General features: G+C 58.8%; 12 protein-coding genes. All 12 read left to right on the top strand.

Features of this window, described 5'->3' with window-relative positions:
* Window positions 1-2 precede the first annotated feature (2 nt).
* The 12 genes from BUC04_RS05370 to BUC04_RS05315 all read left to right on the top strand — a co-directional run bounded on the left by BUC04_RS05370 (window position 3) and on the right by BUC04_RS05315 (window position 19636).
* Window positions 3-527, top strand: coding sequence for a MotA/TolQ/ExbB proton channel family protein (locus BUC04_RS05370; RefSeq protein ID WP_067658940.1), 525 nt, complete (start codon window positions 3-5; stop codon window positions 525-527).
* A gap of 12 nt (window positions 528-539) precedes the next feature.
* Complete coding sequence (locus BUC04_RS05365) at window positions 540-944, top strand: ExbD/TolR family protein (protein ID WP_067658937.1); 405 nt, start codon at window positions 540-542, stop codon at window positions 942-944.
* Window position 945: 1 nt separating this feature from the next.
* The gene (locus BUC04_RS05360; protein WP_067658935.1) at window positions 946-1566 is read left to right on the top strand and encodes an energy transducer TonB; all 621 of its coding nucleotides are present in this window, start codon (window positions 946-948) and stop codon (window positions 1564-1566) included.
* A 15-nt stretch (window positions 1567-1581) separates the two neighbouring features.
* On the top strand, window positions 1582-2835 hold the full coding sequence (locus tag BUC04_RS05355; RefSeq protein ID WP_067658932.1) for a tetratricopeptide repeat protein: 1254 nt from the start codon (window positions 1582-1584) through the stop codon (window positions 2833-2835).
* Between the two features lie 58 nt (window positions 2836-2893).
* On the top strand, window positions 2894-4666 hold the full coding sequence (locus BUC04_RS05350; protein WP_067658929.1) for a DUF885 domain-containing protein: 1773 nt from the start codon (window positions 2894-2896) through the stop codon (window positions 4664-4666).
* 373 nt (window positions 4667-5039) lie between these two features.
* On the top strand, window positions 5040-7670 hold the full coding sequence (locus BUC04_RS05345) for a TonB-dependent receptor (RefSeq protein ID WP_067658926.1): 2631 nt from the start codon (window positions 5040-5042) through the stop codon (window positions 7668-7670).
* 544 nt (window positions 7671-8214) lie between these two features.
* Window positions 8215-10851: a TonB-dependent receptor gene (locus BUC04_RS05340; protein ID WP_067658923.1), complete on the top strand. Its 2637-nt coding sequence runs from the start codon at window positions 8215-8217 to the stop codon at window positions 10849-10851.
* A 552-nt stretch (window positions 10852-11403) separates the two neighbouring features.
* Window positions 11404-14001 (top strand): TonB-dependent receptor, encoded by a 2598-nt coding sequence (locus BUC04_RS05335; protein WP_067658920.1) that lies wholly within the window; start codon window positions 11404-11406, stop codon window positions 13999-14001.
* Between the two features lie 170 nt (window positions 14002-14171).
* Window positions 14172-14933: an META domain-containing protein gene (locus tag BUC04_RS05330; protein WP_067658917.1), complete on the top strand. Its 762-nt coding sequence runs from the start codon at window positions 14172-14174 to the stop codon at window positions 14931-14933.
* A gap of 364 nt (window positions 14934-15297) precedes the next feature.
* Window positions 15298-17844 carry an arsenate respiratory reductase molybdopterin-containing subunit ArrA gene (gene arrA / locus BUC04_RS05325; RefSeq protein ID WP_067658914.1) on the top strand — a complete coding sequence of 849 codons (2547 nt, stop codon included), beginning with the start codon at window positions 15298-15300 and terminating at the stop codon, window positions 17842-17844.
* An 11-nt stretch (window positions 17845-17855) separates the two neighbouring features.
* A complete protein-coding gene (gene arrB, locus BUC04_RS05320; protein WP_067658911.1) occupies window positions 17856-18560 on the top strand; it encodes an arsenate respiratory reductase iron-sulfur subunit ArrB in 705 nt (234 codons plus the stop codon).
* Between the two features lie 338 nt (window positions 18561-18898).
* A complete protein-coding gene (locus BUC04_RS05315; protein WP_067658908.1) occupies window positions 18899-19636 on the top strand; it encodes an outer membrane protein OmpK in 738 nt (245 codons plus the stop codon).
* Window positions 19637-19708: the final 72 nt, after the last annotated feature.

Raw genomic sequence — 19708 nt, 5'->3', positions numbered from 1 at the left:
TTATGCTTTACCTGGTAGAACTCTGGGAGTCTGTCAGGGACTTCATGGCCACCGGGGGCGACGTCCTCTGGTTGGTGGCGGGGGCGCTGTTCCTCATGTGGGTGCTGATGCTTGAGCGCTACTTCTTTGTCAGCTTCGTTTTCCCGAAGCTGCGCAAAGAGATCATCGCCAAGTGGGAAGCCCGCGAGGACACAACGTCCTGGTACGCCCATCGCATTCGTGAAGCATGGATCTCCCAGGCAAAAGAACAATTGAACGCACGTATGGGGTTGATTAATACCCTGGTTGCCATCTGCCCGATGCTGGGTCTGCTCGGTACTGTTACCGGCATGATTGCAGTGTTCGAGGTGATGGCCGTGCAAGGGACAGGGAACCCGCGCCTGATGGCAGGCGGGATCTCAATGGCCACCATCCCGACTATGTCAGGAATGGTAGCGGCGCTGTCCGGCGTGTTCTTCAGCACCCGTCTGAAGGCTCGTCTGCAGATGTCCGCAGAGCAATTGACCGATAACCTGCCCCATCACTAAAGAGAGTTTTTTATGGCACGTAAGAAGCATTCCAGCGGCGCAGAAGAAGCCCAGGTCGATATGACCCCTATGCTGGACATCGTTTTCATCATGCTGATCTTCTTCATTGTGACTACGTCCTTTGTGAAGGAGTCCGGCATCGAGGTTAACCGTCCTAAGGCACAACAAGCGTCGAAGAAGCCGTCCGCCAACATTTTTATCGCCATCAACGAAGCGGGCATCGTCTACATGGAGAAGCGTGAAGTTGATATTCAGCGGGTTCGCGCTAACGTAGAACGTATGCTGGCAGAGTCTCCCGAGGCTCAGGTGATGATCCAGGCCGACCAAGGTTCCAAGCACGGTATCGTGGTTAAGGTAATGGATCAGGTGAAAGCGGCCGGTATCGACACGATCTCGGTCTCAGCGGAGAACGATTAATATGTTGAGAGCACTGTTAGCCCTGTTAGTCGGTGCTGCGGTGACCTTCGCTTTGTTCTCATTCATGGCGTTCTTGATCAGTGGCGGCGCAAAGCGCGCCGACACTGGCTTCAAAACCCCGCCGATTGAGATTGTGATGGAGCGGCAAGACGCGCAAGCGCAAAACCGCGACCGTCCCAAGCCGAAGCCGCCGAAGCCGCCGCAACAACCGCCCAAGCCGGTGGAGATGCAGCCGGACACCAACGACATGTCCGACTCCGTTTCTGTCAACGTACCCAGTGTGGACCTGGGGGGCCTCAGCGGAGGTCTGGGTGACCCGAGCAACGCGATGGCCCGTGACGGCGACGCGACCCCGATCGTTCGTATCGAGCCGCGTTACCCCATCAAAGCCGCCCGTGATGGTAAAGAGGGTTACGTAATCCTCAGCTTCACCATCAACGAGCTGGGTGCGGTGGAAGACGTGAAGGTTATCGAAGCGGAACCCCGTCGCCTGTTCGACCAGGAAGCACGCCGGGCCCTGCGTAAATGGAAGTACAAGCCCAAGATTGTGGATGGCAAGCCGGTGAAGCAGCCGGGTCAGACCGTCCGTCTGGACTTTACTTTGGACAAAGCTAACGGATAAGGGTGGGAGGTAAGTATGAAAACCAAAACTACGATACTCTCGGCTCTGATCCTGGCTGCGGTGGGGGCCACCTTTACGGCGCCCGTTGCCGTCGCGGCGGAACAATGTGAGATCGATACCCGTAAGACCCGTGTGGTGTCTGAGCGGGTGGGTCGTCGGGTTCAGAAGGCGTACGAGCTGTACGCCGAGGACAACGTCGACGGTGCCCTGGAGATCCTGCTGGAGATCAATCCCTCCGGTGAGTTCGACAAGGCCTATGTGTCTCGCATGATCGGCTCGTTGTACGCTGGCAAAGAGGGTCACATCGATACCGCGATGAAGCATTTGAAGATCGCCGCAGACATCAACCAGCTGGGCGGGTCCGACCAGGCCCAAACGCTGCGTCTGCTGGGTGACCTGAACATCGCTGAGCGCAACTTCGATGCTGCCCTGAAGTACTACAACGACTGGATGGCCTTTACCTGTAAGGAAGACACCAACGTCTACCTGCGGATGGCCTCCGCCAAGTACGAGCAGAAGCAGTACAGCGACACGCTGAAGTACGCTGACAAGTCCATCGCCCTGCAGAAAGAGCCCAACAAAGGCCCATACAGCCTGAAGATGGCCTCTTACTACGAAACCAAGCAGTACAAGAAGGCTGCGGATGTGTCGGAAGACATCGTTCGCTTCTTCCCGAACGAGCGCCGTAACTGGATCCAGCTCGGTCAGATGTACATGCTGGGTGAAGACTACAAGAAAGCCCTCTACACCATGGACGTGGCTCACCGTCGTGGCTACCTGGAAACCGCCAGCGAGTACAAGATGCTGGCCCAGCTGTACGCCCAGAACGAGATCCCGTTCAAGTCCGCCGCCCTGCAGGAGGAATACCTGAAGAGCGGTCTGGTGGAGAAGGACGAGTCTTCACTGGCGATGCTGGCTAACACCTATCACCAGGCCAAGGAGATCGACAAGGCGATCACCTACTACGGTCAGGCGGCTGAGATCGAGAACAACTCTCGCTACTTCATGCGCCAGGCGGGCCTGCTGATGGAGAAGGAGCGCTACAAGGAAGCCAAAACCGCGATTCGCAACGCGATGAACGGCAAAGGCCTCAAGAGCACCGGCGAAGCCCAGATGCTGTTGGCACAGGCTCACTTCTACCTGGGTGAGTACAAGTCTGCACATCAGGCTGCGGTTGCCGCCTCCAAAGACAGCAAGACCAAGAAGTCCGCATCCGGCTGGATCTCCTACATCAAGGAGACCGCGGATCGCAAAGACGTCGCCATCTAAATCGGATTGGTGATAGTAGAAGCCCCGCACTGCGGGGCTTTTTTATAGGAAGAGTGAGATGAAAAGGATACGTTCACTGCTGACTTTGGCCGCGGTTGCGGCGTTGTCAGCCTGCTCGCCGGCCCCCGAGGTTGAGCCCACCGATTTCAATGCCCTGGCCGAGGCCTACTTTGACGACTACCTGGCCCTCAACCCGGTACGTGCCACCTTTGTCGGCCGCTTCGAATACAACAACAAGATGGCCAACAACCTGTCGGATGATTATCTCAAGGCCCGACACGAGCTCAACAGTCGCTACCTGCAGCAGGTCAATGCGATGGACCCCGCCAGCCTGGATGAGCAGCAACGCCTGAGCCGGGATGTGCTCAAGTACGAGCTGGAGATGGCACTGGTGGATGAAACCTACCCCAGCCGCTTCCTGCCGATGAACCAGTTTTACAGCCGGGTGATCACCTTCGTTCAGCTGGGCAGCGGCGAAAGTGCCCAGCCGTTTGAGACGGTGCTGGACTATGACAACTTCATCAGCCGCATCGGCGGCTTCTCCGAGTGGGTCGACAGCGCTCTGGAGCGGATGGAGGAGGGGGCCGAGTCCAACGTGGTGCTGCCCCGGGTGCTGGTACAGCGCATCTTGCCCCAGTTGCAGGACCAGATCGATCTGCCGCTGGAGCAGTCCCCCTTCTACCAGCCACTGAACGATCTGCCGGAAGGGCTCAGTGACGAGGATGCCGAGGAGCTGGTGGCCCGTTACACCCGTGCCCTCACCCTGGAGCTGATGCCCTCCATCCGTAAGCTCTATGACTACTTTGCCAATACCTACCTGGACAAGAGCCGAGGCCGTGCGGGTTGGGGTGCTTTGCCCAATGGCAAAGCCTGGTATCAGCACCTGGCCAACAAGAACACCACCACCACCATGCCGGTGGACGAGATCCACCAACTGGGCCTGGCCGAGGTGGCGCGGATCCTGGAAGAGATGGACGGGGTGCGTGAGCAGGTGGGCTTTGAGGGTGACCTGACCGCCTTCTTCGAGTACCTGGGCAGCGATCCCCAGTTCTTCTTCACCGATGAGCAGGGCTTGATTGACGGCTATAACGATCTGCGGGAAACCATCAACGCGGTGCTGCCGGAGTACTTCGATATCCAGCCCCAGGCGGATTACGTGGTGCGGCCGGTGGAGGCGTTCCGCCAGCAATCGGCAGCTGGGGCCAGCTACCAGGCACCGGCACCGGATGGTTCTCGTCCGGGGATCTTCTACATCAATACCTACAACCTCAAGGCGCAGCCTAAGTGGGGCATGACCACACTCTCGCTGCATGAGGCCTCACCGGGCCACCATTTCCAGATTGCCATCAAGCAGGAGCTGGAAGGGGTGCCAAGGTTCCAACGCTTTGGCGGCTACACCGCCTTTGCCGAGGGCTGGGCACTGTATGCCGAGCACCTGGGCATAGAGATGGGCTTGTTCAGCGATCCTTACCAGTATTTTGGCAAGCTGTCGGATGAGATGCTGCGGGCAATGCGCCTGGTGGTGGACACCGGATTGCACGCCAAGGGGTGGAGCCGGGAGATGGCGATCCAGTACATGCTGGATAACAGTCCGATGGCCCATTCGGATGTGGTGGCCGAGGTGGAGCGCTATATGGCGATCCCTGGCCAGGCCCTGTCTTACAAGATTGGCCAGTTAACCATCCTGTCACTGCGTGAAGAGGCGGAGCAGGCACTGGGTGAGGACTTCGATATTAAGGCCTTCCACAATCAGGTACTTAACTCAGGATCACTGCCCATGGCCGTGTTGCAGAATAAGATCCATTTATGGATCCAGCAACAGCAGGGATAACCTCTGCGTAAACAGACAATAGGGGTTCTTCACACTTTGAGATTTTAAGTGTGATCCAGATCACAAAAAGGAGCCTCTGTGCTCCTTTTTTTGTTAACAGGCCGTTCCAGTGGAATCTGCGCCTATTTGGTGGCGCCTGTAGAGGATAACTGTCTGTCAACCGGTGATGTTGTGGATTAACCCACTGTTCAGCTTCAGTAAAGGCATTCGCTGGTGAAAGGGTTTTCATCTATGCAACAAAGGCATAAAGAAATAGCTATTGACCATATATAGCCGCTAACTCAGTATCCATGGCGTATCGCTGCGACAACAAGACGGTTGCAAGGCCGCAAAGCCAGCGAAGGAAAAAGAACAATAACTGGAGGGAGTTAGGATGAAGTACCCAAGTAACATTGCCCGTGCCGTGAAGTGGGCGTTAGCAGCAGGTGCTGTTGCAGGCACCACCGCCGTGGCCCCTGCCATGGCCAACGAAGTGGCTGCAGAGAACGTCGAGCGGATCAGTGTTACCGGCTCCCGCATTAAACGAAGTGATATGGAAACCGCCAGCCCGGTGAACGTGATCGGTGCCGATCAGATCGCCGCTGGCTCTTATACCTCTGTTGAGCAGATCCTGCAGGAAACCACCGCCTCCGCTGGTGCCGCCACCGGTGCGGCCACCAACAACGGTGGCCGTGGTGCCGCTCGCGTTGACCTGCGTGGTATGGGTGCAGCCCGTACCCTGGTGCTGGTAAACGGCCGCCGTATGGTGGTTTCCGGTACCGGTGCGGATGCCTCCGTGGATCTCAACACCATCCCGGTCTCTATCATTGACCGTATCGAAGTATTGAAAGACGGTGCCTCTGCCGTTTACGGTTCCGACGCCATCGCCGGCGTAGTGAACATCATCACCAAGCGCGACTTTGACGGCGTGCAGCTGGACGCCCAAGCGGGGATCTCCGACAAGGGTGACGGTGAGACCTACGAGATCAGCGCGCTGTGGGGCACCAACTTTGACCGTGGTAACGTCACCCTGGGTGCGTCCTACGTCAACCGTGGTGATGTGTTCCAGGACGATCGTTTCTGGTCCAACTGTGGCCCGCTGGGTCAGTGTGGCGGCTGGAGCTCCACCATCGGCAGCGGTGTGATCGACTGGGGCGACGGCTCCATGATCCCCAACGGCCAGGGTGGCTGGAAAGAGCAGGACGAGCTGTACAACTACGTACCGGACTCCTACCTGAGCACCCCGCAGGAGCGTTTCGGCCTCAACGGTAGCTTGAGCTACGACGTTAGCCGCGATACCACTTTCTTCGCCGAAGGTCTCTACACTCGTCGTGACTCCACCCAGCAGATGGCTCCGGCGCCGGTCACCGGCCTGTTCCTGGACACCGACAAGCTGGCTGCTGCGGGCTACGATGGCCCCTGGGATGACGACGTAGAGGCCGTGGTATACCGCCGTCGTATGACCGACGCTGGTCCCCGTGGCTTTGAGCAGACCGTCGACACCTACCGTGTGGTTGCCGGCTTCGAAGGCTGGCTGGACATCGGCCGCGGCTTCGACTGGGACGTGTCCTACACCTACGGTCGTAACGAAGCGGAGTCCTGGGCCAACAACCTGGCCATCAAGAGCAAGGTCATCGATTCCATCTACGCTGATCCGAACGCCTGGTTCTCCGGTGACCCGCTGAGCGATGCCATCATCTCCGACGTCATGTACGACGACCGCTCTGAGGGCGGTAACGAGATGCAGGTGATTGCGGCCAACCTGTCCGGTGAGCTGTTTGACCTGCCGGCCGGAACCGTGGCCTTCGCCGCCGGTGCCGAGTACCGCAAGGAGAAGGGCTGGTTCACTCCGGACGAGGTAACCCAATCCGGTGAGTCCTCCCAGTCCAAGCAGGATCCGACTGCGGGCAGCTACGACACCACCGCGGTGTACGCTGAGATTGCTATCCCGCTTCTGGCCGACGCTCCGTTCGCCGAAGAGGTGACCGCGGAAGTGGCGATGCGCTGGTTTGATTACAGCACCTTCGGCTCCGACTTCACCTGGAAAGCCGGTTTGACCTGGCGGGTGAACGAAGAGGTGATGCTGCGTGGTGTAGCCTCTACCGCCTTCCGTGCACCGAGCATCTCCGAGCTGTACGCCGGTAACGTGGGCTCCTTCGACTACCTGGTTGATCCCTGTTCTGGTGTGAGCCACAACGATGGCAGCGTATTGGCGCAGCAGTGTGCCAGCATCGGCTGGGGCGACCACGCACCGGTTGAGTACGAGCAGGTAGACTCTCAGATCGAGGTTATCTGGAACACCGACGGTGATCTGCAGCCGGAGGAAGCCAACACCTACACCGCTGGCTTCGTTTACAGCCCGGCCTACGCTGATGGCTTCTCCATGACCGTGGACTACTGGCGCTTCGAGGTTGAAAACGCCATCACCCGTATCGACCGTCAGGCCTACCTGAACGCCTGTTACATGGGTGGCGACGCTGGTGCTTGTGACACCCTGAACATCACCCGTAACCACATCACCGGTGAGATCATGGAGTTCTACGCACCGCTGGTGAACGCCGGTTACCAGGAAACCGACGGTATCGACATCAACTTCCAGTACGACTGGGTGTATGGTGGCCACGACTGGCGTCTGAACTGGGACATCACCCGTCTGCTGACCTTTGAAGAGGATGGCATCGACTACACCGGTACCATCAGCGGCATGAACGGTGCCTACGCTGACTGGCGTCAGAACCTGAACCTGATGGTTCGCGCTGACGACTGGAGCGTAAACTACCAGATGCGCCACATTGGTGAGATGGTTGACCTGAACTCTCCGGAGTTCGAAGTTCCGGCCGCGTTCTACCACAACGTGTCCTACACCAAGAACTTCAACATCGGTCTGGACTGGACCTTGGGTATCAACAACCTGTTTGATGAGACTCCCAAGTACCACCCGAGCTACAGCGACGTGTACACCACCCCTGAGGTATACGACGTGATGGGTCGCTACATCTTCACCAAGGTAAGCTACCGCTTCTAAGTGAAGGCCTTTGAAAAAACACCGCTTCGGCGGTGTTTTTTTGTGCCTGAAACTGGCCATCTGGCGCTGGCCAGTGGATTTCACTGGTCAGCGCCACTGCGACGCTATGCACCCTTTAAGCACACCCTTGACCATTTTTGGTGCGTCAAGAGCAGGCGCATGTGGATGGACCGAGAATCTATGCATTGGTGCGAATTTATTTCAGTGCCGACTCGGAAAAATCATAATTAACAGACGGTTATGACGTCATTTTTTTTAAATTATTTTGTTGCGCAAATGTTATTTGAGTCACTGGTGAAATTCTCGCCATTCAGGCTGCATTCAGCGATGTTGCCAAACCGTAACCGGCTTATTGCCAGGACTTGAATTAACCTTGCTGCAACATAATTAACCTATGTAAAACAGTGGTTTGGTTGACTAAAAAATGGTTGGAGGGGAGTATCTTGTTGTGAACTGAATATGACGGTTCGCAATAAAAAATAAACATAAGTATCACTGTCCCGGCCGGACTCGCGTCGAAAGGGACAATAAGGGAGTAGTGATAATGGCTATGGAATCCTCTGTATCCAAAGCGGTCCGTCAGGGCTTGCTTGCCACCACCTTGGGATCGGTTGCTTTTGCCGGTGTCGCCATCGCAGAAGAAGAAAATGTAGAACGCATTGAGGTTACCGGCTCTCGTATCAAACAGGTTGATATCGAGACTGCCTCTCCGGTAACCGTGATCACCGCTGCAGATATCCAGCTGTCCGGTGAGGCCACCGTGGCCGACGTATTGAACAACACCTCCGTCAACAGTTTCGGCTCCTGGCGTGGTACCTCCGGTTATGGCTCTGGCGCCTCCGCCACCTCCAGCGTGAACCTGCGTGGTCTGGGTTCCCAATACACCCTGGTGCTGCTGGACGGCCGTCGTATGCCGGGTACCAGCTCCAGCTCCGGTGCCTCTGCGGATACCTCTCGTATCCCCATGGCCATCGTAGAGCGTATCGAGATCCTGCGTGACGGTGCTTCCGCGGTATACGGCTCTGACGCCGTTGCTGGTGTAATCAACATCATCACCAAGAAAGATTACGAAGGTCTGGGGTTCACCTATGACTATGAGAAGCCGGACGTGGACGGTGGTGATCTGAACCGCTTTACCGTGACCGCCGGTTACACCAACGACAAGGGCAACATCACCCTGGCGTACGAATACTACGATACCAAGGCAGTATTCGACCGTGACGTCTGGAAGATGGACGATCCGACCTACTTCGGTTACTCCTCCTTCAGCTCCGTGCCCAACGGTGTGGGTGAGAGCGGCTGGATTGACCAATCTGCCCTGTGTGGTGAAGCGGACAACACCTACCTGAACGACGATGGTCGCTGTCTGTACAGCTACGGTGAAGTGACCAAGCTGTTCGGTGACGTGACCCAGAACTCTATCCTGTCCAACTTTAACTACGAGCTGGCAGATAACCTGCAGTTCCGTGGTCGTGCCAGCGCCTCTTTGGCGGAAACCGAGACCCGCTATGCCGGTACCCCGGTCTCCACCAACTACCCGGTACTGGGTGCGGACAACCCGATGAACCCGGCCGGCGAAGACCTGACTCTGTACATGCGCTCCGCTAACCTGGGTGATCGTGACACCCTGACCGAGATCAACAACATCGACTTCCTCGGTGGTCTGTTGGGCTTTGTCGACGTGGCCAACGGCCTGGACTGGGAAGTGAATGTCCAGCACAGCCGCTCTACCACCAACGCCTTCAACACCAACCTGATCAACGATGACGTGATCCAGTCTGAGCTGGATACCGGCAACTACGACATCTTCAACACCACCGGCATGGACTTTGCCGATTGGGACAAGATGATGCTGGACCTGTACCGTACCGCGGCGCATACCGGTGTGTACCAGGCGCAGTTTGTTAGCACCCAGATCGACGGCCTGGTGAGCACCACCCTGGTGGAGACCGATGGCTTTACCCTGGCGGGCCTGGTGGGCTTTGAATACGAGATGGTGGAGTTCACTCAAGCCAGTGACCCGCAATCCGCTTCTGGCCGTGTATCCGGTGGTTCCGGCGGTGACGATGTGGACGCGACCCGTGACCGCACCTCTGCCTACATCGAGCTGCAGGCCACCCTGCCGTTTAACCTCGACATCAACGCTGCGGTACGTTACGACGAGTACGATCAGGAAGGCGACGTGGGCGACCGCTACGTGAGCGGCAAGTTCGACAACGTCTCCCCGCAGATCGGCGTGGCCTGGCGTCCGGTAGACCCGCTGTTGCTGCGTGCCAACTGGGGCCAGTCCTTCCGTGCTCCGAACATGGGTGAGATGTTCTCTACCCAGGCGCTGAGCTTCGAGCAGGCACTGGACTCCCTGTGGTGTGATGCCAACCCGGGCGTGGATGAGACCTACTGTCGTCCGCAGAACCAGCACAAGACCTGGTTCGGTGGTAACCCGGATCTGCAGCCGGAAGAGGGCGAGTCCTTCACCGCCGGTCTGGTCTGGAACGTGATGGACAACTGGTCCATGGAGTTCGGTTACTACGACATCACCCTGGATAACAAGATTGCGGCGACCACCGTGGCCCGTCTGTTGCAGGAAGAGAAAGACAACGGCGGCTCCGACGCCATCATCCGTCTGCCCAATGGCAAGATCGACCAGATCTACTCCTTCGACCAGAACATGGCCAGCCTGGAAACCAGTGGTTTTGACTTCCAGACCGCCTACAACATCGAGACCGGGTTTGGTGACTTCAACCTGCGTGCTGAAGCGACCTACGTCGACGAGTATGTGTTCACCCGTGACTCTGAGAGCGGTTGGGTAGATTATGCCGGTGCCCAGGATTACCCGCAGTGGCGTGCCAATGCGACCCTGAGCTGGTTCTACAAGGACTTCACCGCTGCATGGGCTGCCTACTACATCGGTGCACAGGACGGCCTGGCCTGGAGCGATGCCCAGGACGGCTCCGACGGTGACCTGGGTTACCTGGCTGATGTGCCGAGCTACATCAAGCACAACGTACAGGTTTCCTACAGCCACCCCTGGAACGGTAAGGTTACCCTGGGTGTGAACAACGTGTTCGATAAGGAAGCCCCGACCTGGTACGACGGCTTTGTCGACTACCGTGACGCCAGCGTCGATCTGTACGACGTACTGGGCCGCACCGTGTTCGTGAAGCTGGAGCAACGCTTCTAAGTCTCCCTTGAAAGCCAAGTTAAACCCCGCCGCAAGGCGGGGTTTTTTTGTGCCTGTCTTCGGCAACAGCCATAAGCTCGAACCAGGATAAAGCCTGGGATTGGAGACTGGCTAACACAGTTACAGCATGAAATGACAGCCAGGGTAGGGCAGCAGTAAAAGCAAGGTTTGTATAAAGATGTTGCTTTAAAGTTTCTCCTGGCAGGTCTGGGTAATGGCATTTACTGGCGAATCTTTGCGCCATCGAGGTTTTTGTTTCAATAAAATTGAGATGAAAAGTAATTGGATTGTTAACAGGGTGGATTGATTTAAGTGATTGAATCCTTTGGTGGCTGGTTTGTCTGGGTTTGAGTATTGCTCAAAAACCGCTCTGACTTGTTTTTACCTTGTTAAATTGAGCGATATGTTGTTCAGGTTTCTTTTGTTGACACAAAATACTTACATCAGCAGGATGCAGTTGTGACCGGTTGTTAACGGATCACCATAAATATAAATAGACCATCACTGTTTGAGTCCGGTTCCAGCCCGGGTTCTCAATAAGGGAGTAGTGAAATGGCTAAGGAAAATTCTGTTTCCCGTGCGGTCCGTCTGGGCTTGCTCGCCACCACCCTGGGTTGTGCCACCACCGGCACTGCCATCGCCCAGGAAACCAATGTTGAACGTATCGAAGTCACCGGTTCACGGATCGCCCGTGCCGATATGGAGACCGCCAGCCCGGTCACCGTGATCGACGCCTCTGCTATCCAGAACGTCGGTGCCACCAGCATCGATGAGGTTCTGCAACGCATCACCGCCGCCTCCGGCGCCATGACCAACCCAGGGATTAACAACGGCTCCGGCGGTAACGCCCGAATCGATCTGCGTGGCCTGGGTGCCAACCGTACCCTGGTGCTGATCAACGGCCGTCGTGCGGTCGGCTCCGGTACCGGTGCCGCCTCCACCGTGGATCTCAACACCATACCGGTGGCCATGGTGAAGCGGGTTGAGGTACTCAAGGATGGCGCCTCCGCCGTGTACGGCACCGATGCCGTCTCCGGGGTGGTTAACATCATCCTCAAGGACGAGTTCGAAGGGGTCGAATTCAGCGCCCAGGGCGGGATCTCCGGCGAAGGGGATGCCGAGGAGCTCGGCTTTGACCTGACCGTAGGCACCAGCTCCGATCGCGGTAACGTGGTGGTGGGGCTGCAGTACCTCAACCGGGGTGACGCCAGCCAGGCCGACCGGGGCTTCTCCGAGTGTCCGCTGACCGAGGGCGATGACGGCCTGTTCTGTGGCGGCAGCTCCTACACCCCGGGTGGCACCATCTGGACCGAAGACGGCAAGTACAAGGGCCAGCAGGACAACAGTTGGACTGCGTTTAACGACGACGACTTCTACAACTACTCCAGCGCCAGCTTCCTCACCACGCCGATGGAGCGGGTCAACCTCACCGGCCTGGCCAACTATGAGCTGAGTGACAGCATGAGCCTGTTTGCCGAGTCCACCTACTCCAAGCGTTGGTCCGAGCAGCAGATGGCACCGCAGCCGGTCTGGTTCGACTTTGAGTACCAGGACTGGATGGCGGTGGGGGACAACCCCTTTGAAACCGGGGAAGCGATCTCCTACGGCCGCCGCATGACCGACATCGGCAGCCGCGATTTCTCCCAGGTGGTGGACACCTTCCGCGCCGTGGTCGGCCTGGAGGGGGTATTGGATAACGGCTGGACCTGGGAGGTGGCCTACAACTTCGGCCGCAACGACTCGGTCGACCGCCTGGCCAACCTGGTCAACATGGGCTCCATCGCCTCTGCCATCGAGGACTCCACCCCGGACAACATCCTGTTCAACCCGCTGGATCAGGCCTACTGGCACGCCGACAACATGAGCCAGTACGTCTACACCGAACAAAACAGCGGCGGCTCTCAGCTGCAGGTGATCAGTGCCGCGATCTCCGGTGAAGCGTTCGAGCTGCCCGCTGGTTACGTTGGCGTTGCCGCCGGCATCGAGCACCGCAAGGAGAAGGCCTGGTACATCCCCGACTCCCTCACCAGTCAGGGCCTGGCCAACGATCCGCCGGTGGAGCCCACCGGGGGCGAGTTTGATGTCAACGAGGCCTATGTCGAGTTCGCGGTGCCGCTGCTGGCGGATACCTTCCTGGCCCAGCAGGTAGACCTGAGCCTGGCCGGTCGCTACTTCGACTACTCCACCTTCGGTGACGACATGACCTGGAAGGTCGGCCTGACCTGGCGCGTCTATGATGAGCTGATGCTCCGTGGTGTGGCCTCCACCGCCTTCCGTGCGCCGACGGTGAACGAACTCTACGCCGGTAAGTCGCCGGACTTTGACTTCATCACCTACCCCGGTGCCCAGGACCAGGCACTGGTTACCCGCGGCGGTAACGAGATGCTGACCCCGGAAGAGGCGGACATCCTCACCCTGGGCCTGGTGTACGAGCCGCAGTGGTTACCGGGCTTCTCCGCCACCGTGGACTACTACGACATCGACATCACCGACGCCATCGCCGCGGTGAACTCCCAGTACATCGTTGATCTCTGCCTGGCACCGGACGGTTCCGGGGATCTGATCAACACCGGCAACGCGGTGTGTCAGTCCTCCAACATCTACCTGTCTCCCTCCAACCGGGTGACCTTCGATTCCGGCCTGCAGAACATCGGTGCCGAGACCACCTCCGGGGTGGACCTGAACCTGGCCTACGCCTTCGAGGGGCTGGGTCTGGACTGGCGCCTGGGGCTGGATACCACCCACCTGCTGGAGTACGAGGTGACGGTACTGGATGACACCACCGACTACGCCGGGATCATCACCGGGGGCAGCGGCTCCTACGCCGAGTGGAAGTCCAACTTCACCGTGGATGTGGGCGCAGACGACTGGGGTGTGGCCTACATGGCACGCTACATCAGCGGCATGGACAGCTTCGCCTGTATCCAGGACCCGACCGCGTGTTACGCGCCGACCACCCCGAGCGTGGTATACCACGACCTCTCCGGTAAGTATCACCTGAGTGAGTCCATCACCCTGCGGGCGGGGATCAACAACCTGCTGGACGAGGAGCCGCCGTACTACACCGGCAACACCGACTCCAACACCGATCCCTACACCTATGACACCCTGGGCCGCTTCTTCTACGTCGGCACCACACTGCGCTTCTAATCGCACCAGCGCAGCCAAAAGCCCCGTCCTATGACGGGGCTTTTTACTATCAAAACAACGAGCTAATCACGTTATCCCGGGGCCATCAGCTGCTTCTTCCGGTCGGGCCTGCTAAGGTATAGCCTAAGGTGAACAGAGCCTAAAAACTCCCATTAGGACGAGAGCTTGCTATGAAACGTATTGTTGCCGCCGCGGCGGTTCTGCCCCTGTTGAGCGCCTGTATCAGCACTGAGCCGGAGGGGCCGTCGCCCTACGAGGGTCAATGGCAGATTGGCCAGCTCGGTGGTGAATCGGTGATGCCGCAGCCACGCCAAACCGCTCCCACCCTGACCATCATCGATGGCCGCATCAGCGCTGATCTGGGCTGTAACTCCTTCAACGGTAACTGGCCCAAGCAGGGCGAGGCCTTTGGCCCCCAGGCCAGCACCCGGATGGGCTGTCCCCAGAGCCTGATGCAGTGGGAACAGGCCTACGGTGATGCCCTGGCCCAGGCCAACAACTACCGCATCGAGTACAGCCGATTGCAGCTGCTGGCCGGTGACAGCGTGGTGCTGGAGGCCTGGCGCCCGGCGGATGTGCTGCAGTGGCAGGGCTGGGATGGCCAGTGGAACCTGACCCAGCTGACCGGGGCCGACGCCATCCAGGGGCTGGCGGATGGTCGCGCCCCCTACCTGACGCTGAACCTGGCCCAGGACCGGGCCAGCGGCAACAGCGGCTGTAACCAGTTCTTTGCCACCCCGAGAGTGGCAGGGGAGGCACTGCAGCTGAGCCACGCCGGTATGACCCTGGTGGCCTGCCCGGACAACCTGATGAACCAGGAGCAGCTGATGATGAAACACTTCTCCGAGGCCAATCGCACCGTCGAGGTCGAGAACAAGCTGCAGTGGTGGCGTGGCGACGAACTGCTGCTGGAGTTCGTCAAAGCCCAGTAAAGGGCTCACCAAGCAACCAGAGCGATGCCTTCGGGCATCGCTTTTTTTGTGCCTGATGGTGTCATTAATAGGCCGAAAGCGGCGGCCGAAGCGTTGACCGGCGAGGCCCGTTGAGTCCCGGGTTTGAGCACTAAGCATTTGGAGTATTGACAAATATGACAGGGTTATGACGGGTAGATGACCAGGTGTCAGGGGTTCGTGACCGGCTTCACGGATCCTTCATCGGCGGTTGCCTTGTGCCTAGGCTCGGATGATTATCGCCTTTGCCGCATATGCATAATTTCATATATGCAATTGCAGGCATATGCGCGATAACGGATTTAGGCAGGTGCACTGCCAACGACCAGCTCGATGAGAGGCACAAGTGGATATACAGCGGCGACGAATACTCAAAGGCACCCTGGCCGGGGCAGCACTGTCCGGCATCAAGGGCAGCCTGCTCTTTACCCCGACCTTCCAGGCGATGGCAGAGGACCTGCCCAGAATCGATCTGCGTACCGGCACCGGCGAATGGATTGCCACCACCTGCCAGGGTTGCACCTCCTGGTGCGCTAAGCAGGTGTACGTGATGGATGGCAGAGCGATCAAGGTGCGGGGCAACCCGCATTCCAAGGTCCATGGCATCGCCAGTTGTCCTCGTCAGCATTTGAATCTGCAGCAACTGTACGATACCGATCGAGTCGTGGAGCCGATGATCCGCACCAACCCAAATAAGGGGCGGGACCAGGATCCTCAGTTCAAACCCATCAGCTGGGACCAGGCGCTGGACCTGCTGGCGGACAAGATTATCGCCCTGCGTCAGCGCAATGAGAGCCACAAATACGCCCTGTTCCGCGGCCGCTACTCCTTCACCAACGATCTGTTCTACGACAAGTTCACCAAACTGGTGGGCTCCCCCAATAACATCTCCCACAGTGCCATCTGCGCCGAGGCCCACAAGATGGGGCCCTACTACATGGACGGCAACTGGGGCTACAACCAGTACGATCTCAACCACGCCAAGTACGTGTTGGCCTTCGGCGCCGATCCCATCGCCTCCAACCGACAGACCTCCTTCTACGCCAGTGAATGGGGCAACGCGCTGGATCGCGCCACCGTGGTGGTGGTGGATCCTCGCCTGACTGCCTCGGCGGCCAAGGCGCATAAGTGGATCCCCATCGAGCCGGGCAAGGACCCAGCCCTGGCCCTGGCCATCGCCCACGTGGCGCTGGTGGAGGGGCTTTGGTACAAACCCTTTGTCGGCGACTTCAAGGATAGCCAAAACCGCTTTGTTGCCGGCCAGGTTGTGGATGCCAAGCACTTTGCCGACAAGCACAGCCATGGCCTGGTGCACTGGTGGAACGAGGCGCTCAAAGACTACACCCCGGAGTGGGCGCAGCAGCATGCGGGGCTGGATCCGGAAGAGATCCGTGCCATCGCCCGCGGCATGGGCAAGTCGGCACCGGCGGTGCAGGTATGGACCTCCCGCGGCCCGACCATGCAGATCCAGGGCACCTACACCTCGCTGGCCTGCCACGCCCTTAACGGTTTGTTTGGTGGCATCGACAGCAAAGGCGGCTTGTTCCCGGCGCAGAGTGCCCCGCTGAACAGCAAGTTCCCCAGTCTGGACGGCTACCTGGATGACGTGGCCAAAGCCGGCCTCAAGCAGGAGAAGATCGATCAGCGCGGTCGATTGACCTTCCCGGCGCTGAAAAGCGGTAAGTCCGGTGGTGGGGTGGTGACCAACAACGTGGCCAACGCCATGCTGGCACAAGACCCGTATCAGCTGGAGCTGATCATTGCGTACTTCTCCAACTTCGCCTTCTCCGGCCCGGACACCGCCCGTTGGGAGAAAGCGTTGGCGCAGACCGACTTCGTTGCCCATGTCACCACCAACATCGCCGAGTTCAGCTGGTTTGCCGATCTGCTGCTGCCAGCCAGTCACCATATGTTTGAAAAGTGGGGCGGCGCCAACGCCATCGGCAACGGCTATCGCCAGGTCTCCATTCAGCAACCGGTGGTGAAACCCGGCTGGAACACCAAGCAGGACGAGTCCGAGTTGCCCTACCTGCTGGCCAAACGCCTGGCGCAGAAAGGCTTTGATGCCCCCTGGCGCTACATCAACGAGCAGATCCGCGATCCGGAAACCGGCAAGGCGGCCAAGGATGAGCAGCAGTTTGCCGAGATCACCGTCAAGTACGTTACCGCGCCGCTGTGGGACGGGACCAATCATGGCAAGGGCGAGCGTCTCAACGGCTGGCAGGACTTCGTCAGCAAAGGGGTTTGGAACTCCAACCCCTACGAGTACCAGTCCCGCTGGGGTAAGTACAAGACGGTGACCGGCAAGTTCGAGTTCTACAGCGAGACGCTGAAAAAGGCGTTGGTGGGCCATGCCCAGAAGCACGGCGTCAGCGTCGACCAGGTGCTGGAGGCTTGCGACTACGATGCCCGTGGTGAGCTGGCCTTTATGCCCCATTACGAAGAGCCCAAGCGCGATGGCGACAAGGCCAAGTATCCGCTGCTGCTGGTGGACCAGAAATCCCGCCTCAACCTGGAGGGGCGTTCGCAAAACTCCTCCTGGTATTACGAGCTCAAGGATGTTGACCCCGGTGATGAGGCCAACGAAGATGTGGCCAAGTTCAACCCCGTCGATGCCAAAAAACTCAACCTGGCCAACGGCGATCGCATTCGCATCAGCAGCCCGGCGGGCAGCATCACCTGTACCGCCAAGCTGTGGGAAGGGGTGCGCCCCGGTACCGTGGCCAAGTGCTTCGGACAGGGCCACTGGGCCTTTGGCCGCCATGCCTCGACCGAGTTTGGCAAGGTGGCTCGCGGCGGCAACAACAACGAGATCATCACCGATCAGTACGATCGTCTCAGTGGCTCGTCGGCCTTTTACTCCCACACCCGCATTCGCGTTGAAAAAGCCTAAGGAGCACCGGGATGAAACTTGGAATGGTCATTGACCTGCAAAAATGCATCGGCTGTGGCGGCTGCGATCTGGCGTGCAAGACCGAGAACAACACCGCGGCCGGGATCCATTGGTCGCACCACAAAATCAGCACCGAAGGGACCTTCCCCAAGGTGACCTATCGCTACCTGCCGACCCTGTGCAATCACTGCGAAAAGCCGGCCTGTGCCGAGGTCTGCCCCAAGCAAGCGCTGTATAAGGCCGACAATGGCCTGACCCTGCACAAGGTGGAGGATTGCATCGGGTGCCAACGATGTGTGCGGGCCTGCCCCTATGGCGCAATTCAGGCCAACCGGACGGTGCCACACCGGGAGTGGAAGGACGATGCTGCCATTGTGGAGGGCGGGACCGCCTCGCCCTACACCATGCTTAAGCGCTCCGGGGCCAAAGCCTCGCCCCACGAGAACCCGGAGCGGGGTGACACCTACCTGGTGACCCGTCCCCGTCGCACCGTGGAGAAGTGCACCCTGTGTGACCATCGCCAGGCGGTGGGGCTCAACCCCGCCTGCGTTGATGCCTGTCCGTCCGGTGCCCGGGTGGTGGGGGATCTGGACGATCCTAACAGCTCCGTCTCGCAGCTGGTTAAGGCCCACAAGGGCGCGCCGCTGAAGCCGGAGGCGGGCACCAAGCCCCAGGTGTTCTACATCCGCAGCTTCAACGTGCAGCAGGGGCTTTGATAGCCGCAACTTGAGGCCGTTCAATCGGTACTGATAAAACGCCCCCAGATGCCAAAGGCTCTGGGGGCTTTTTTTAATGCTAACTATGGCTACCCTGTTTCTCCTACTCCCTTGATGCGAAACAAGAGGCAGTGAATTCAGGGGAATGCGCCTTTGCTCAAGCTAGCTTTGGCGAATTGAAATGATGCTCCGGCTGCTGCCAGTGCTATCGACTGCGAATGCTCGCTTCGGCCTGGATGTTGCCGCCACTGCACTGTTGTGACGGGCTTGTGGCAAGGATGCGGGGGCGATAGCATTGGCGCCGCTTAAGCCCCCAAGCAGTGAAGAACGGAGTTGTAATGCACAAGACAGGGATAGCGCTGGCGGCGCTGATGATGGCACCGGCCGCGGTGGCCGAGGAGTGGGTGCAGTGGTGGGACGCCAGTGTCACCGGGCTGTACGGTGAAAACTACGAGGTGGACCCGCAACGCCAAAGCACCGTGACCTTAGAGTTTGCTGGTGGCTGGAAATACGGCGACTGGTTTGTGTTTCAGGACTTTATCTGGTTCGGCGGCGGTGGTGACACCAACTACGGTGAGATCTCACCGCGCTTCAGCTTCTCCAAGATCAGCGGCCGCAACGTGGCAGTGGGTCCGCTCACCGATCTCTCCCTGGCGCTGACCCTGGAGCAGGGCAAGGACGCCGGTGAGAGCCTGCTGTACGGCCTCGGCTCCGACTGGCAGATCCCGGGCTTTCGCTACTTTCAGGCCAACGTCTACCGGCGTGACGCCCTGGGTGGTGACTTCAACTTCTCCGATGGCTGGCAGCTCACCGGCGTCTATCGCATTGACTGGGCCCTGGGCCAGTCGCAGGTGGTGCTGGATGGCTTCTTTGACTGGGTGTTTGCCTCGGACGACGGTCGCTACCAGGAGAACTTCCACTTTAACCCCCAGCTCAAGTACGACCTGGGTGCCATTGTGCTGAACAAGCCGGACCGGCTGTTTGTCGGCATCGAGTACGACTACTGGAGCGACAAGTACGGCATCAATGGGGCGGATCAGGACACCTTCTCCTGGCTGGTGAAGTACCACTTCTGATCGCTGTGAAATGCACAACGCCCCGCACTGTCACCAAGGCAGTGCGGGGCGTTGTTGATCTCAGGCCAGGGT

It is taken from the genome of Ferrimonas marina, from assembly GCF_900129905.1.
Taxonomy (GTDB): domain Bacteria; phylum Pseudomonadota; class Gammaproteobacteria; order Enterobacterales; family Shewanellaceae; genus Ferrimonas; species Ferrimonas marina.
This window is presented reverse-complemented; position numbering and strand designations above follow the sequence as displayed.

Bases quoted from the DNA above. Each gene is read 5' to 3' on its own strand.
- BUC04_RS05365 (WP_067658937.1), top strand. From the start codon at position 540: ATGGCACGTAAGAAGCATTCCAGCGGCGCAGAAGAAGCCCAGGTCGAT.
- BUC04_RS05335 (WP_067658920.1), top strand. From the start codon at position 11,404: ATGGCTAAGGAAAATTCTGTTTCCCGTGCGGTCCGTCTGGGCTTGCTC.
- BUC04_RS05360 (WP_067658935.1), top strand. From the start codon at position 946: ATGTTGAGAGCACTGTTAGCCCTGTTAGTCGGTGCTGCGGTGACCTTC.
- arrB (WP_067658911.1), top strand. From the start codon at position 17,856: ATGAAACTTGGAATGGTCATTGACCTGCAAAAATGCATCGGCTGTGGC.
- BUC04_RS05315 (WP_067658908.1), top strand. From the start codon at position 18,899: ATGCACAAGACAGGGATAGCGCTGGCGGCGCTGATGATGGCACCGGCC.
- BUC04_RS05330 (WP_067658917.1), top strand. From the start codon at position 14,172: ATGAAACGTATTGTTGCCGCCGCGGCGGTTCTGCCCCTGTTGAGCGCC.
- BUC04_RS05355 (WP_067658932.1), top strand. From the start codon at position 1,582: ATGAAAACCAAAACTACGATACTCTCGGCTCTGATCCTGGCTGCGGTG.
- BUC04_RS05350 (WP_067658929.1), top strand. From the start codon at position 2,894: ATGAAAAGGATACGTTCACTGCTGACTTTGGCCGCGGTTGCGGCGTTG.
- BUC04_RS05340 (WP_067658923.1), top strand. From the start codon at position 8,215: ATGGCTATGGAATCCTCTGTATCCAAAGCGGTCCGTCAGGGCTTGCTT.
- BUC04_RS05370 (WP_067658940.1), top strand. From the start codon at position 3: ATGCTTTACCTGGTAGAACTCTGGGAGTCTGTCAGGGACTTCATGGCC.
- BUC04_RS05345 (WP_067658926.1), top strand. From the start codon at position 5,040: ATGAAGTACCCAAGTAACATTGCCCGTGCCGTGAAGTGGGCGTTAGCA.